The 14,278-nt window shown below is 74.1% G+C and carries 14 protein-coding genes; 4 read left to right on the top strand and 10 right to left on the bottom strand.

The features are described from left to right. Nucleotides 1-19 precede the first annotated feature (19 nt). A complete protein-coding gene (locus BMX97_RS11895; RefSeq protein ID WP_091749834.1) occupies nucleotides 20-1,384 on the bottom strand; it encodes a PleD family two-component system response regulator in 1,365 nt (454 codons plus the stop codon). A gap of 28 nt (nucleotides 1,385-1,412) precedes the next feature. Continuing rightward, on the bottom strand, nucleotides 1,413-1,793 hold the full coding sequence (locus BMX97_RS11890; protein WP_060845470.1) for a response regulator: 381 nt from the start codon (nucleotides 1,791-1,793) through the stop codon (nucleotides 1,413-1,415). A 135-nt stretch (nucleotides 1,794-1,928) separates the two neighbouring features. On the opposite strand from BMX97_RS11890, the gene BMX97_RS11885 reads away from it, so the two are divergent. Continuing rightward, nucleotides 1,929-2,213, top strand: coding sequence for a DUF3572 domain-containing protein (locus tag BMX97_RS11885; RefSeq protein ID WP_244538386.1), 285 nt, complete (start codon nucleotides 1,929-1,931; stop codon nucleotides 2,211-2,213). Beyond that, entirely contained in the window at nucleotides 2,210-3,535 is a 1,326-nt protein-coding gene (locus tag BMX97_RS11880; RefSeq protein WP_091749828.1) for a DNA polymerase IV, read from the top strand. Before BMX97_RS11885 ends, BMX97_RS11880 begins: the two co-directional genes overlap by 4 nt. A 132-nt stretch (nucleotides 3,536-3,667) precedes the next feature. Here the strand turns inward: BMX97_RS11880 and BMX97_RS11875 are convergent, their stop codons facing one another. Further along, complete coding sequence (locus BMX97_RS11875) at nucleotides 3,668-4,555, bottom strand: cell envelope integrity EipB family protein (RefSeq protein WP_091749825.1); 888 nt, start codon at nucleotides 4,553-4,555, stop codon at nucleotides 3,668-3,670. Between the two features lie 542 nt (nucleotides 4,556-5,097). Between BMX97_RS11875 and BMX97_RS11870 the strand changes: the two genes are divergently transcribed. Together BMX97_RS11870 and BMX97_RS11865 are read left to right on the top strand one after the other, a co-directional pair. After that, a complete protein-coding gene (locus BMX97_RS11870; RefSeq protein WP_091749973.1) occupies nucleotides 5,098-5,619 on the top strand; it encodes a GcrA family cell cycle regulator in 522 nt (173 codons plus the stop codon). Between the two features lie 170 nt (nucleotides 5,620-5,789). Further along, nucleotides 5,790-6,140: a hypothetical protein gene (locus BMX97_RS11865; RefSeq protein ID WP_091749822.1), complete on the top strand. Its 351-nt coding sequence runs from the start codon at nucleotides 5,790-5,792 to the stop codon at nucleotides 6,138-6,140. A 31-nt stretch (nucleotides 6,141-6,171) separates the two neighbouring features. Here the strand turns inward: BMX97_RS11865 and BMX97_RS11860 are convergent, their stop codons facing one another. The 7 genes from BMX97_RS11860 to bchI form a co-directional block, all read right to left on the bottom strand. Beyond that, nucleotides 6,172-7,206: a hypothetical protein gene (locus BMX97_RS11860; RefSeq protein WP_091749819.1), complete on the bottom strand. Its 1,035-nt coding sequence runs from the start codon at nucleotides 7,204-7,206 to the stop codon at nucleotides 6,172-6,174. A gap of 97 nt (nucleotides 7,207-7,303) precedes the next feature. Further along, nucleotides 7,304-7,453, bottom strand: a complete 150-nt coding sequence (locus BMX97_RS32825; protein ID WP_177202191.1) for a hypothetical protein — start codon at nucleotides 7,451-7,453, stop codon at nucleotides 7,304-7,306. Further along, entirely contained in the window at nucleotides 7,450-8,547 is a 1,098-nt protein-coding gene (locus BMX97_RS11855; RefSeq protein ID WP_091749816.1) for a phytoene/squalene synthase family protein, read from the bottom strand. Before BMX97_RS11855 ends, BMX97_RS32825 begins: the two co-directional genes overlap by 4 nt. Next, nucleotides 8,528-10,054, bottom strand: coding sequence for a phytoene desaturase family protein (crtI, locus tag BMX97_RS11850; RefSeq protein ID WP_091749813.1), 1,527 nt, complete (start codon nucleotides 10,052-10,054; stop codon nucleotides 8,528-8,530). Before crtI ends, BMX97_RS11855 begins: the two co-directional genes overlap by 20 nt. 76 nt (nucleotides 10,055-10,130) lie before the next feature. Continuing rightward, entirely contained in the window at nucleotides 10,131-11,015 is an 885-nt protein-coding gene (gene bchO, locus BMX97_RS11845; protein WP_091749970.1) for an alpha/beta fold hydrolase BchO, read from the bottom strand. A gap of 5 nt (nucleotides 11,016-11,020) precedes the next feature. After that, on the bottom strand, nucleotides 11,021-12,745 hold the full coding sequence (locus BMX97_RS11840; RefSeq protein WP_091749810.1) for a magnesium chelatase subunit D: 1,725 nt from the start codon (nucleotides 12,743-12,745) through the stop codon (nucleotides 11,021-11,023). Continuing rightward, nucleotides 12,742-13,791, bottom strand: a complete 1,050-nt coding sequence (gene bchI, locus BMX97_RS11835) for a magnesium chelatase ATPase subunit I (RefSeq protein WP_280142794.1) — start codon at nucleotides 13,789-13,791, stop codon at nucleotides 12,742-12,744. The genes BMX97_RS11840 and bchI overlap by 4 nt, the downstream gene beginning before the upstream one ends. Between the last annotated feature and the right edge of the window lie 487 nt (nucleotides 13,792-14,278).

Genomic DNA, 14,278 nt, shown 5'->3' with positions numbered 1-14,278 from the left:
CGCAGCCGGGACCGGCCCGTTACGCCGCCGCCGCGACCACCCGGTTGCGGCCGGTCTGCTTGGCTTCGTAGAGCGCGAGGTCGGCGCGCTTGAGCAGCGCCCCCGGCTCGCCGTCGCCGGCCTGGCGGGCGGCGACGCCGATCGAGACCGTCACGTCGATCGAGCAGGTGCCGCGCTGGACCACGAACGGCGCCGCCTCGATCCGCTCGCGGATCCGCTCGGCGACCTGGCGCGAGGCCTCGAGCGCGGTATCGGGCACCACCACCACGATCTCCTCGCCGCCGAACCGCGCCACCACGTCGATGCCGCGGGTCTGGGAGCGGATGCGGGTGGCGAATTCCTTCAGGACCTCGTCGCCGGCATCGTGCCCGAAGCGGTCGTTGATCGACTTGAAGCGGTCGATGTCGAGGATCAGCAGCGAGACCGGCCGGTCGCGCAGGGACGCCTCGGAAAAGAGGCCGGCGAGGTAGCTGTCGAGGTAGCGCCGGTTGTGCAGGCTCGTGAGCCCGTCGGTGACCGCGAGGTCCATCGAGGCCTGCACCGACTCGCGCAGCGAGTGCGAGAAGCGCTTGCGCTTCACCTGGGTGCGGACTCGGGCGACGAGCTCGTTGCGGTCGATCGGGCGGACCAGGTAGTCGTGCACGCCAAGATCGAGGCCGCGCATGATCCGGGGACGGTCGTGAGGCTCGGCCAGCATCACGACCGGCACGGTGCGGGTCCGGTCGAGGGAGCGCAGCTGGCTGCACAGGCGCAGGCCGTCGTGATCCTGCAGGTCGAGGCTCACCAGCACCACGTCGTACTCGCCGGCCTTGACCCGCTCCAGCGCCTCCTGGGGCGTCGCCACGGTCTCGACGCAGTGGTACTGGCCCAAGGCCGCGGACAGGCGGTCGGCGGCGGAGCGGCGATCCTCGACGATGAGCACGTTGGCATTGTGCCCGGTCTCGGCGGCCGCCGCCGCCAGGGGATCGCCGACCCGCGAGGCCATGGCGCGGCTGCGCAGCTCGTCGGTCACCGCCTTGAGACGCACCAGGCTGCGCACCCGGGCCATCAGGGCGGTGTCGTCGATGGGCTTCGTCAGGAAATCGTCGGCCCCGGCATCGAGCCCGCGCAGGCGGTCGCTCGGCTGGTCGAGGGCGGTCACCATCACCACCGGCAGGTGGGCGGTGGTCGGCGTCGCCTTGATCCGGCGGCAGACCTCGAACCCGTCCATTCCCGGCATCATCACGTCGAGCAGCACGATGTCGCACAGCCCCTTCTCGCAGATCGCGAGGGCGTCGGGCCCGTTCATCGCCGAGACGACGTCGAAATATTCGAGCGTCAGCTTCGTCTCGAGCAGCTTGATGTTCGGAAAGAGGTCGTCGACGATGAGAACACGTGCCGACATGGAAGGACAGGCCTCTCTCAGCTTCTGCTCAGCTCTGGCGCTCGTCGCCAACGTAGGTCCGCACCGTCGCGAGGAACTTCGCGACCGAGATCGGTTTCGACAGATACGCCTCGCAGCCGCCCTCGCGGATGCGCTCCTCGTCGCCCTTCATGGCGAAGGCCGTGATGGCGATCACCGGGATGCCCTTGAGGTCGTCGTCCTCCTTGAGCCATTTAGTGACTTCGAGGCCCGACACTTCGGGGAGTTGGATGTCCATCAGGATCAGGTCAGGCCGATGCCGGCGCGCCAGCTCGATCGCCTCGATCCCGTTGGCCGTCTTGAGGGTCGCGTAGCCGTGAGCCTCCAACAGGTCGTTGAAGAGCTTCATGTTCAGCTCGTTGTCCTCGACGATGAGCACCGTCTTCGTCATGGCTCACTGTCTCCGGCGCTCCAGCGGGCCGCGTCACACCCCGGCAGCGACCGGAACCGCAACACTGTTAAGCGACACATGTTGATGAAACGCAAATTCGATGGATTTGCCAGGGGGACGAGTCCCCGTGGCGGAGTGCTGAGCGAATCCGCCGCGGAGGCGCTGGGAGCCCGTGTCTTCGACTACGTCGCGGGGGATCCGGGCCGGCTGCTGCGCTTCATGGAGAGCTCCGGCCTGTCGCCCGATGCCCTGCGGCAGGCCGCGGGCACGCCCGAGCTCGCGGCCGGCCTCCTCGACCACGTCGTGGCGGACGAGGAGCTGCTGCTCGCCTGCGCGGGCGCCCTCGACGTGGCGCCCGAGCAGATCGCCCAGGCCTGGCGCCGCCTCGGCCCCCCGGACGTGGGCGAGTTCGGGGCGTGAGCGGCGCGCCGCTCTGCCGCGATTGCGGCGAGACGGTTCCGCCCGGCACCCCGCGCTGCCGGGCCTGCGGCTCGCCGCGCCTGCTCGCCCATCCGGAGCGCGACGCGCTGTCGATCGCCCACGTCGATTGCGACGCCTTCTACGCCGCGGTCGAGAAGCGGGACGATCCCACCCTGCGGGATCGGCCGCTGATCATCGGCGGGGGCCGGCGCGGCGTGGTGGCGACCGCCTGCTACATCGCCCGCATCCGCGGGGTGCATTCGGCGATGCCGATGTACCGTGCCCTCGAGGCCTGCCCGGACGCGGTGGTGCTGCGGCCCGACATGGAGAAGTATGCCCGGGTCGGCCGGGAGGTTCGGGCGATGATGCAGGACCTCACGCCGCTGGTCGAGCCGGTCTCGATCGACGAGGCTTTCCTCGATCTGTCGGGCACCGACCGGCTGCACGGGGCGCCGCCCGCCGTCACGTTGGCGCGCTTCGCCCGCCGGGTCGAGGAGGTGGTCGGCATCACGGTCTCGGTCGGGCTCGCGCCCAACAAGTTCCTCGCCAAGATCGCCTCGGATTTCGAGAAGCCCCGCGGCTTCTCGATCATCGGCCGCGCCGAGGCCGCCGCCTTCCTGGCGGGAAAGCCGGTGCGGATCCTCCCGGGCATCGGCCAGGCGGCGGCCGACCGCCTCGCCGCGCTCGGCATCCGCCTCGTCGGCGACATCGCCCGGGTGGCGCCGGAGCGTCTGCATGCGGGGCTCGGGCGCGACGCCTCCCGGCTGCTGGCGCTCGCCCGCGGCGAGGATCCGCGCCGGGTGCAGCCCGTGCGGGAGACGAAGAGCATCTCGGGCGAGACCACCTTCGCGGAGGACCTGCGCGGCTTCTCGGAGCTGCGCCCGATCCTGTGGCAGCTCTGCGAGAAGGTGGCGCGGCGCCTGAAGCGGGCGGAGTTCGCCGCCGGCAGCGTCACGCTGAAGCTGAAGGACCGGGATTTTCGGCTGCGCACGCGCACGCGCTCGGGCCTCGCCCCGACGCAGGTCGCCGAGCGGCTGTTTCGCCCGGCCGAGGCGCTCCTGCGCGAGGCCTGCGACGGCACCGCCTACCGGCTGATCGGGATCGGAGCCGGCAACCTGTGCGGGGCGGCGCATGCCGACCGGGGCGACCTCGCCGACGTCTCGGCCCTGCGCGACGCCAGCCGGGCCGCCGCCATCGACGCCTTGCGGGATCGCTTCGGCGCCGCGGCCGTGCAGCGCGGCCTCGGCTTCACGCCGCAGGAGGCCGAGCGGCAGGCCCCGGGAAAGCCCGACCGGGGTCGTTCGGGCACGGAATCCACCTGAGCGGACTTGCGTTGGCAGGCCAACGCTTCGCCCGCTCAGATCCTTGTTTTGTCGCAGATTTTCGGTGCCGAACCGGTCACCACGTCGGCGAAATCTGCCTGGGGCCCGACTCCGGTCAGGAGCCGGCCACGATCAGGGCTTGCAGTCCTTGCTCTCTGGCAGGAGGTCGATGCGCGACAGCTCGCCCTTGAGGGAGAACTCGCCGTAATCGAGGCGCAGGGCCGCGCTGACACCGTTCTCGTAGAGGTCGAAGGCGAGCACGTAGACCGGGGTGCGCTCGCCCTCGCCGGGCGAGAAGTAGCTCAGGGTCACCGGCCAGTGCGGCATCGTCGCCATGGCGCCGTCGCGCAACGCCGCCTCGACCGGGACGGGCTTCGGCGCCGGGGCGTCGGCCGGCTGGGCTCCGGTGGCGTCGGGCCTGGTCTCGACCTTTGGCTCGGGTTTGGCCGAGGCGCGCTGAGCCCCGATCACCGCCAGGGTGTCGTAGATCTTGCGGCCGTCGTCGGACCCGTCGAACACCTTGACGGCGACCGTGGACTGCCCGGCACGGGCGGCCTCGATCAGCCGCTTCATGTGGGCGGCGGGAAACAGCACCTCCCCGGACACGCTCATCTCGCCGCGCTTGGGCTGCTTGAGGCTGACCGAGAGGCCCTTCTCGCCCCGCTCGGCATTGCCGTCGACCGGGGCGGTCGTCTTGCCGTTGAGGTCGGACTGGGTGCGGAAACGGAAGCTGCGCCCGTCGCCGCTCTCGAAGGTGGTGTTGCGCAGGTCGGAGGTGCGGCTGCCGCTCTCCGAGCTCTCCAGCACGGTCACCTGGCGGTACTGCAAGGCGTAGCCCTTGCAGGCGTCGCCGGTGAAATCGAACACGATCCGGCCGCGGGCGCTCTCGACCGCGCGGGTGCCGGAACTGCCGGACAGCGACAGGTCGTAGACCGCGCGATGGGGCGCGAGATGCACGCTCTCGGCCGCGAGGGAGGGCGACGAGAGCGCGAGCACGACGCACGCGAGGAGTGTCCGCATGAAATCTCCCGGGACGGCCGTCGGTGATGGCGTCGGCCCTGTTGCCCGGCTCAAGATAGGTCCCGCCCCGTCCCCCGGCAACGGACACGGGCGGGCGGCGGCGGCGCAGGCCGTGGCAGCACGGCCACGCTTGTCCGGGACCGCACCGGAAACGCGCGCAGGTCGCGGTGCGCAGCGGCGGTTCAACCCAGGCGCATCACCCCCGGCGACGGCCGACGGCCGTTGAGACATCTCGCCAAGCCGTTGATAAAGAATGATTTTTTTGATCCATCGAGCGGTGGCGCGACGGTGGCCCGGCCGCGCGGTGCGACCGTCGCACCCGGTTTCGCCGGAGGGCGCGGGCTCGGGGAAAAACCGGCTCGGCCGCGGGCCGGACTCTTGCGCGGATGTTAGGGCGTCCTGTAGGTTCACCCCGTCGCCAGCGCCCACGGCGTGGCGGCGATCACCAGCAGGATCGGATGGACTGAACGCGCGGTCGAACGGCGGACCGCTCGCGGCTGCGCGCCGATTCCATGGGTGATGTCGGGGGAGTGGAGGCGGCGATGATGGATGCGGGTCCGGGCTGGACGAAGGAACGCGTCGAGCTTCTCAAGCGGCTCTGGAGCGACGGCCACAGCGCCAGCCAGATCGCCGCCGAGATCGGCGGCGTCTCCCGCAACGCGGTCATCGGCAAGGTCCACCGCCTCGGCCTCGCCGGGCGGGTGACGAAGCCCAACGGCGCGCCGGCCGGACCCGCCCGCCGGGCGCGCCCCGAGGTCGACGCATCGGCGTCGGTCGCCGCGCCGCCCGCCATGCTGGCGCCCGCACCGCCGGCCCTCGCCCTGGTCCAGCCGGCCTCGACGCCGTCCCAGGCCGTCGCGCTGCCGGAGAGTTCCCGCGTCACCATCATGGAGCTGCGGGACTTCATGTGCCGCTGGCCGATGGGCGACCCCTCGACCCCGGAGTTCCGTTTCTGCGGCGACCGGGCGATCACCGGCCTGCCCTACTGCACCCACCACAGCCGCATCGCCTACCAGCCCGCCGCCGAGCGCAAGCGCGACCGCAAGGTCGTCGGCTTCCGGTAGTCGCGTCCCGGGCCGGCAAGGCCCGGCCCTTTCGATCGTGTTGAGACTATCGCTCGAATCCTAACGAATCCTGTCCGGGCGGCGCACCGCCTTCGCGGATGGGGCGACCGCGCGCTATACCGACGGGCACGGCCGCCGGAACCGAGGGCCAAGATCGGACGAGCCGGGCGATGCAGGAGACCGTCGTCCCCGAGGGATCAGGGGTGAGCGAGAAGAAGCGCCGGGCCACGGCGGCGGAGGTCCGCGAGCGGGCCTTCCTCGACGTGATCGACTGGCTCGACTACCGCGTCGCGGTCTGCCGCGACGGGCTCGAGCGCTACAGCGCCTCCCACGGCGCCGACAGCCGGGCCGCCGCGGCCGAGCGCGCCGCCGCCTTCGAGGCCGAGCTGATCCTGCGCGAGATCCGCAAGCTCGCCGAGGTGCCGCCGCGGTCCAGGACCTTCCGGGAGGCCGCCGAGGCGCGCCGCCGCTACGTCGCCGCGCAGGCCTCCCGCACCGGCGAGCCGGAGCGGGAGGCCTGATTTTTTGGGGGCCGGACCCGCCGCGCGCCCGTCACTGCAGTTCCAGCACCACGCTGCGGAACCCTTGCGGCCGGCGTGCCGGGCAGATGTCGGTGTCGTCGGCCAGGAGTTGCACCTTGGTGCCGTCCGGCGCCACCACGAGGCCCTCGGGCTGGAAGTCGGGGATCGCCGCCAACGCCTCGGCGACGCCGGGCACCCGGGCCGGGGCCTCGCCGGCACGCCCCGACCAGCGATAGAGGTCGAAGGCGCCGCCGCGGCCGCCCGCCACGATGAAGTAGGCCTTGATCCCGCCCGCATAGGCGATGTCGCGGATGCCGCGGCCCTTGAGGTCGAGGGCGATCGGCTTGCCGAGCTTCGGGGCGGCCCCCTCCCCCAGTACCGCGGCCGGATTCTCGACCGGCACCACCAGGGCGTCGTTGTCGGCGTTGAGCGGGTTGCCGAGGCCGACGAACAGGCCGCGCCCGTCCGGGGCCGGGCTCAGGCCCTCGATCGCGAGGCCCCGCCGCTGCGGGCTGAGGTTCGGCTTTGCCGCGAGATCGACGGCGATGCGGTCGGCGAGCGCCGGATCGAGGTCGGCGATCGCCTTGGCGAGCCCCCGGAACGCCTTGCCCTTCGGCGCCACGGTCGGCGCGGTCGCGTCGCCGCCGACCGACAGGGCGAGGACCTGGCGGGTCGCCTCGCGGGTCCGGCCTTCGGCGTCGCGGCCGTGCGAGCCGATCGCCACGAGGTCGTTGCCGAGCCAGGTCAGCGCCTCGAGGTCGGCCTGGCCCGGCTCCTCGCGGGCATCGGTCGCCAGGGCCGCATCGAGGTCGCCGCCCTTCAGGGCGAGCGGCGGGCCGGACTCGTTCGCCCGGTAGAGCCGCAAGCCGTTGTCCGCGTCGCTCACCACCAGGACGCGGTCGCCGAAGCTGCCGGCCGGGTACGGGACGGCGCCGGAGGCCTGGCAGGTCCCCCAATGCATCAGAACCGGCCCCGCCTTCACCTCGGCGCGCGCGGCGGAGGCCGCGAGACAGAGGGCGAGCCCGGCAACGAGGGTGTCCAGACGCGTCGTGCGCAGGCCCGTCATGGCGTTCCTCCCTGGTGGTGCGGTCCGGCTGAGCGGGACCGTCCTGGTTGACGTCCGGATGCGCGACGGCCTTCGAGCAGGCCCCCGGCGCCTCCCCTCACCCCTCCCGGCCCGGCTCGTCCGCACGCCGGGCCGCCGCGCTCCGGCGCCGGTCGCGCCGCAGCACCCACAACTGCCAGAAGCCGAAGCCGAGCACGGCCCCGAAGACGAGCCCAAAATCGAGCAGCGCGAACAGCGTCTCGTTCACGACGGTGCCGCGCCGCCGAAGCGCTCCCGCTCGCGCAGCACCTCGATCAGGTCGAGGACGCGCACGACCCGCGCGGCGAGGTTCCACCAGGCCGGACGCGCCCCGGCGAGCGGGGGCAGGACGGCCGGGGTGACGGCGGCTGGCCTGGGCATCGCCGTCACCGCCTCGACCAGGAAGGCGGCCTCCGGCAGGACCGGCCGGTCGGCACGGCGCAGCGAGCCCGTCAGCGCCGCGCGGGCGAGGAGCTGCGCCTTGCGGGATCCCGGAACCCGGGCGCGGCGGCTGACCGGGTCGAGGCCGCCGCGGGCGAGGTCGCGACCGATCTCGGCGTAGATCAGGCCGGCGGCCCGCACCGCCGGCCGGCATGCGGCGGGAAGCTGCGCGATACCGGAATCGGCCCGGGCGTACAGCAGGTCGGCCGCGGCGAGCAGGCGGGCGACCACGGCGGCGAGCGCGGGGCTCGGCTCCGGCCGGGCCAGGAACGCGTCGGGGTCGATTCCGGCGTCGCGCAGCCAGGATTCCGGCAGGTAGAGGCGCCCGGCGCGGGCATCCTCGCCGACGTCGCGGGCGACGTTGGTGAGCTGCATGGCGATGCCGAGGTCGCAGGCCCGGGCGAGCGCCTCGGCCGAGCGCTCGCCCATCACCAGCGTCATCATCGCGCCGACCGAGCCGGCGACCCGGGCCGCGTAGGCGACGAGGGAGGAGAGGTCCGGGTGACGGCGCCCGGCGGCGTCCCAGGCCAGGCCCTCGAGGAGCGCGGCCGGCAGGGCCTGGGGGATCGCGTGGCGGGCGACGATCTCCGCGAGCGCCCGGTCGGCGGGCGCGTCGGCGGGCCGGCCGGCATAGACCGCAGCCAGGCGCGCCTGCAGGCGGGGCACCGCGTCGGCCCGGGCGCCCGCCCCGTCGACGGCGTCGTCGGAGAGGCGGCAGAAGGCGTAGAGCCCGTAGGCGTCGCGGCGCACCGCCCGGGGCAGCAGCCACGAGGCGGCGTAGAAGCTGCGCGACCCCGCCCGGATCGCCGCCCGGCAGGCGGCGTGGTCGGCGGGGCGGGCGGCACACCCTCCGAGAGGTGCATCAGGCGAAGACGGCAGCATCCGGCACCACGCGATCGAGGATCTTCGACGAGGACAGAACGCCCGGAAGCCCGGCCCCCGGATGGGTGCCGGCGCCGACGAGGTAGAGGTGGCGCACCGCGCCGCAGCGGTTGTGCGGGCGGAAATACGCGCTCTGGGTCAGGATCGGCTCGAGCCCGAAGCCCGAGCCGCGGAAGGCCAGGAAATCGTCGGAGAAATCCTGCGGCGTCGTCACCCGGGAGGTGACGAGCGCGTCCGACAGGCCCGGCAGCACCGTCGCCTCCAGGCGCGCGGCGATGCGCTGCCGGTACGGCTCGGCGAGCGCCGCCCAATCCTGGCCGCCGGCGAGGTTCGGCACCGGGGCGAGCACGTAGAAGGCGTCGTGGCCCGGCGGCGCCACGCTCGGATCGGTCGCGGTCGGGCGGTGGAGGTAGAGGCTCATGTCCTCGGCCAGCACCTTCCGGGAGAAGATGTCGTCGAGGAGCCCGCGATAGCGCGGCCCGAGCACGATCGTGTGGTGGGGCAACTCAGGGTAGGTCCGCCGCGTGCCGAAATACCAGACGAACAGCCCCATCGAGGAATGCGCCCGGGCGAGCCGCCCGGTCCCCCGCCCCCGGACCTCCGGCGGCAGCAGGTTCAGCGCCGTGGCGACGGAATCGGCGTTCGACACCACGATGTCGGCCCGGATCGTCGTGCCGTCGGCGAGCGCCACGCCGCGCGCCGTACCGTCCTCGACCAGGATGCGCGCGACCTCCGATCCGCAGCGGACCTCGCCGCCCTGGCCCTCGATCAGCCGGACGAGGCCGCGCACCAGGGTGCCGGTGCCGCCGAGCGCCGAATGCACGCCCCAGCGCCGCTCCAGCGACGCGATCAGGCAGTAGAGCGCGCTCGCCCGGAACGGCGAGCCGCCGATCAGGAGCGGGTGGAAGCTGAAGGCGGTGCGCAGGCGCTCGTCGCGGAAGACCGACGAGACGAGGGAATAGACGCTGCGGTGCCCGCCGAGGCGCAGGAGGTCGGGGGCGATGCGCAGCATGTCGGTGACGCGGCCGAACGGTACCGCCCCGAGCTGCTCGAAGCCGACCCGGCACAATTCGTCGGAGAGCGCCATGAAGCGATCGTAGGCGGGCGCCTCGCCGGGGCTCAGCCGCTCGACCTCGTCGCGCATCGCCGCCGGATCGCCGGACATCGCGAAGGTGGCGCCGTCGTCGAAGCGGATGCGGTAGAACGGCCGCATCGGCACCAGGGTCACGTCGTCGGAAAGCCGCCGGCCGCACAGGGCCCACAATTCCTCGAACAGGAACGGCGCGGTGACGATGGTCGGCCCGGCATCGAAGGTGAAGCCGTCCTGCCGGTGGACCCTTGCCCGCCCGCCCGGCTGGTCGAGCCGCTCGAGCACGCTGACCCGGTAGCCCCGCGCGCCGAGCCTCACCGCCGCCGCCAGCCCGCCGAAGCCGCTGCCGATCACCACCGCACGAGGCCGGCGCCGGGCGGACGTGACCCGCGGCGGCGCATCGTCGAGTGTCAACATAGGTTTACACTATTGTCCCGGTTGGGGCGGGTGGCAAGGGGGAAACGAGGGGCGGCGCGCGATCGAGCGGCGAGCGTCAGGCGCGGTCCGCGCCCGCCCGGATCAGCTCCGCCACCACCTCCGGCTTCTCCTCGTGGGCGAGATGCCCGAGGCCGCGCAGCCACTCCACCCGGGCGCGGCCGCCGAGGCGGTCGCCGAGGGCAATGGAGACGTCGGGCGCGATGGTGCGGTCCTGGCTGCCGACGATCAGCAGGAGCGGGACCGCGAGGCGGGGCAGGTCGCGGTCGAGGGGAACGAGGTCCCAGTTCGCCATCATGCCGAGCGCCCCGGCGACGTGGCCGGAGGTCTGGAACAGGCGGCGGTAGAGGTCGAGGCCGGCGCGGTCGAGGGTGGAGCCGGTGCCGTGGATCAGCCGCTCGACCGCGGCGCGGTCGGCCGACCAGGCGAAGACGCGCGGCGTGACCGGGTTGAGGAACAGCGCCCGCGCCATCGCCGGGAAGAGGAAGCCGGCCATGCCCGGAAACGGCTTGAGCGCCGCGTTGAGCCCGACGAGGAGGCGGGGCGCGAGCACCCCGTCGAGACAGAGGCGAGCCAGGATCGCGGCTCCCGCGGAATGACCGACGACGATCTGCGGGGCGGCGTCGAGGGTGCGCAGCAGCGCGGCGAGCGCGCGGGCCATGCGCGGCAGTGAGGGGGTCGGCAGCGGATCGGTGAAGCCGTGGCCCGGCAGGTCGGGGGCGATCACCCGGAAGTCGCGGGCGAGCAGGGGCAAGAGCCCGCGCCAGGAATGGGTCGCCGCGCCGGTGCCGTGGACGAGGAGCAGGACAGGGCCCGTCCCGGCCTCCTGGACGTGCCAGGTCAGGCCGCCGGCGGCGACGAAACGGCTCGTCTCCCGGTTCGGCCAGTCGCGGCCCTGGCGGGCGAAGTCGGGCCTGTCGTCGGACGTCCTCGCGCTCGTCATCGGGCTCATGCCGCCGGAGCGGCCTCGCGCACGGCCCTCGCGAGGCGCGCGGCATCGGCCTGCGGCAGGGCGAGGTAGCGGGCGCGCATCGCGGCGGCGAGCGCCCGGGCGGAATCCTGCGGCCGGGCGGCGGTATCGATGACGAGGGCCCGGGTCCCCTCGGCGGCGAGCGCCCGGGCGGCCGCGAGGGCGTCGGCACCCGCTTGCGCCCGTCCGGGCCGGCCGGCGCGGTCGATGTTGGCGCGGCCGTCGGTGAGGAGGAGCACGACCGGGCTGCGACCGCCGCGGCGCTCGGCGGCGGCGAGGCGCGCGGCTGCGTCGATGCCGCAGGCGAGCGGGGTGCCGCCGCCGCCTGGCAGCGCGGCGAGCGCGCGCTTGGCCCGCACCAGCGAGCGGGTGGGCACCAGCAGCAGGTCGGCGCCCCGGCCCCGGAAGGCCACCAGGGCGACGCGGTCGCGGCGGACGTAGCATTCGGCGAGCAGCTGCTCGACCGCGCCTTTGGCCTCGGCCAGCCGCTCCAGGGCGGCGGAGCCGGAGGCGTCGACCGCGAAGATCGTCGTGGTCTCGCGCCGCTGCACGAGGCGGCGGATGCGCAGGTCGTCCGCCGTGATGCGCAGGCGGGCCTCGCCGTCGCCGCGGCGCAGGCGCTGCCAGGGGGCCGCCGCCCGCAGGGTTTCGATCAGGGCGAGGCGCCCGCGGCGCGGATCGCCCGGCCGGGCCCCGACCGGACGGCCGCGCAGCGCCGCCGCGACCGCCCCGGCGCCGCCGGCCCCGGCGCTGCGGATGCGCGGTCCGTCCCCGGCGAGCAGGCGGGCGAGGAGGCCGGGCGGCAGGCTGGCCGCGACCGCGGCAAGGAGGCGGTCCTCCTCGCCCTGCCGGGCCTCGTGCCGGTCGTCGTCGCCCCCGGCCTCGTCGGCGGGCGGCGCGTCCTCTCCCATCCTCTCGTCCTGCTCCTCCTCCTGCGGCCAGGCCCGGGCGCGGGGGGCCAGCACGAGGGCGGCCGCGGCGGCGAGGTCGGGCTCGCCCACCGCCGCGCGGCCCTCCAGGGCCGCGTGCAGCCGGGCGACGCGCAGGGCGAGGAGCGGGGCGCGCAACGACGCGATGCCGAGCTGGGCCGCGAGGGCGCAGAGGGTTTCGGACGCGTCGGGGGTGGTCTCGGGACGGATCTCGCGGGCGGCGGCGAGATCGGGGAGCGGCGGCGATGCCCCCAGCGCAGCGACCGGCACCGCGTCGAGGTCGAGATGGAGGGCGATCCGGTCGGCGAGGCCGGCCGGCACGCCCTCGTCCTCGCCCTCCCCCTCGTCGAGGAGCACGAGGCCGAAGCGGGTCGGGCAACGGGTCGCGATGCCGTCGCGTGCGACCGTGACGGCGCCGGCATCGAGCCCCTGGGCGATCCGCGCGGCGGTGCCGGGCGCCAGCCGCTCGGCCATCGGCACCAGCACCACGCCGCCGTCGCTGCGGGCGAGCAGGCCCGCCTGCGCCACCGGGCGTCCGGTCCGCAGGGTGGCCGGCAGGTCGAGCCCGCCGAGGAGCGCGTCGTCCGCGATGCCGGCTGGCAGGCGCATCACCGGCGTGCCCGCCGGGAGGAGGGCGCGTAGCCGGTCGAGCCAGGCCTCCCGCACCGGGCCGGGCCGGGCCCGCAGCACGACCCCCGTGCCCGCCGGATCGAGGGCGACGAGGGCCGCCGCGTGGCAGGCCTGGAGCCAGGTCGCGTCGGGGCTGGCGCTCACCCGACGACCTCGGCGAGGGCGCGGGCGATCCGCGCCTCGGAGCCGGCCTCGTCGAGGGGGTTGCGGCGCAGGCGGTGGCCCAGGGCGCTCGGGGCGACCTCGCGCAGGTGATCGAGGGTGACGATCGTCGCGCCGTCGAGGCTCGCCAGCGCCCGGGCGGTACGCATCAGGGTCAGCTCGCCGCGCAACCCGTCGGTGCCGAGCGCCAGGCACAGCCGGGCCGCCGCCTCCAGGATCTCGTCCGGCACCGCGACCTCGGGCAGGTGCGCCCGCGCCGCCAGGATCCGTCCGGACAGCCGCGCCTCCTCGTCCGCCCACTCCGCCGCGAAGGCGGCGGGGTCGCGCTCGTAGGCGTCGCGCCGGCGCACGATGGCGATGCGGGTGGGAAGATCGGTCGGCGTCGTCACGGTGACGGCGAGCCCGAAGCGGTCGAGGAGCTGCGGGCGCAATTCGCCCTCCTCCGGGTTGCCGCTGCCGACGAGGACGAAGCGCGCCGGGTGGCGCAGGCTCAGGCCCTCGCGCTCGACGGTGTTGACCCCGGACGCCGCCACGTCGAGCAGCAGGTCGACGAGGTGGTCCTCGAGCAGGTTGACCTCGTCGATGTAGAGGAAGCCGCGATTGGCGCGGGCGAGCAGCCCCGGCTCGAACGCCTTCTCGCCGGCCCCGAGCGCCCGGCCGATGTCGAGCGCCCCGACGACCCGGTCCTCGGTCGCGCCGAGGGGCAGGTCGACCACCGGCACCGGCACGGTCCTCACCGCCAGGCCCTGCCCCCGGCGGGCGGCGCAGGCCTGGCACATCGCCGCGGCCTCGACCGGGTCGCAGGCATAGGGGCAGCCCGCCACCGCCCGCATCGGCGGCAGTAGAGCGGCGAGCGCCCGCACGGCGGTGGACTTGCCGGTGCCGCGGTCGCCGAAGACCAGCACCCCGCCGACCGCCGGATCGACCGCCGCGACGAGGAGCGCGCGCCGCATCGCCTCCTGCCCGACGATGGCCGCGAACGGATAGGCCGGACGCGGCCCGGCCTCGGCGAGCGCGGCGGATTCCACGACGGTCGGTTTCGGGAAGCCCGGCTTGGACGCCCGCCGGGACAGGGCCGATTGGGTGGGGGCCACGGTGCGGATCCTCGCGGGTGAAAGTGGGAGCAGGATCGGATGTGGCGACAGAATTGTCCAACAAAAATGACGGTTGGTTTGGGTGACAGTGGTTCTCGGATCTGGAGCGAAAAATCCGAGATGGTCGCGCGCAGATCCCTCTCTGCGGCAGGGCTGTCAGGGAGAAAAGAAGGGCGTGGGCCCTCTCCTTTCCCCGCGGGCGGGGAGAGGGCCGATCCCCCGTCCAGGGGGAGCGGCGAGCCCGCGCAGCGAACCGCAGGTTCGCCGCGAGGGCGAGGGGGTGTGTCCGGAGGAGTCTCAGGCGTCGAGCCCCCCTCACCCTCGCTCCGGCATCCGCTTGCGCTCGTCACGACCCCGACAAGGGGGTCGTGACCCTCTCCCCGCCCGCGGGGAGAGGGGATTTCCTGCGCCTCGTCTTTCC

It is taken from the genome of Methylobacterium sp. ap11 (assembly GCF_900110515.1).
Classification (GTDB): domain Bacteria; phylum Pseudomonadota; class Alphaproteobacteria; order Rhizobiales; family Beijerinckiaceae; genus Methylobacterium; species Methylobacterium ajmalii.
Note: the sequence above shows the minus strand (reverse complement) of the source record. Positions and strands in the feature narration are given on the sequence as shown.

Coding starts and splice junctions, on each gene's coding strand:
- BMX97_RS11895 (WP_091749834.1), bottom strand. CDS start 1,384: ATGTCGGCACGTGTTCTCATCGTCGACGACCTCTTTCCGAACATCAAG.
- BMX97_RS11875 (WP_091749825.1), bottom strand. CDS start 4,555: ATGCGGACACTCCTCGCGTGCGTCGTGCTCGCGCTCTCGTCGCCCTCC.
- BMX97_RS11855 (WP_091749816.1), bottom strand. CDS start 8,547: ATGCTGCCGTCTTCGCCTGATGCACCTCTCGGAGGGTGTGCCGCCCGC.
- BMX97_RS11890 (WP_060845470.1), bottom strand. CDS start 1,793: ATGACGAAGACGGTGCTCATCGTCGAGGACAACGAGCTGAACATGAAG.
- crtI (WP_091749813.1), bottom strand. CDS start 10,054: ATGTTGACACTCGACGATGCGCCGCCGCGGGTCACGTCCGCCCGGCGC.
- BMX97_RS11860 (WP_091749819.1), bottom strand. CDS start 7,206: ATGACGGGCCTGCGCACGACGCGTCTGGACACCCTCGTTGCCGGGCTC.
- BMX97_RS11865 (WP_091749822.1), top strand. CDS start 5,790: ATGCAGGAGACCGTCGTCCCCGAGGGATCAGGGGTGAGCGAGAAGAAG.
- bchO (WP_091749970.1), bottom strand. CDS start 11,015: ATGACGAGCGCGAGGACGTCCGACGACAGGCCCGACTTCGCCCGCCAG.
- BMX97_RS11870 (WP_091749973.1), top strand. CDS start 5,098: ATGATGGATGCGGGTCCGGGCTGGACGAAGGAACGCGTCGAGCTTCTC.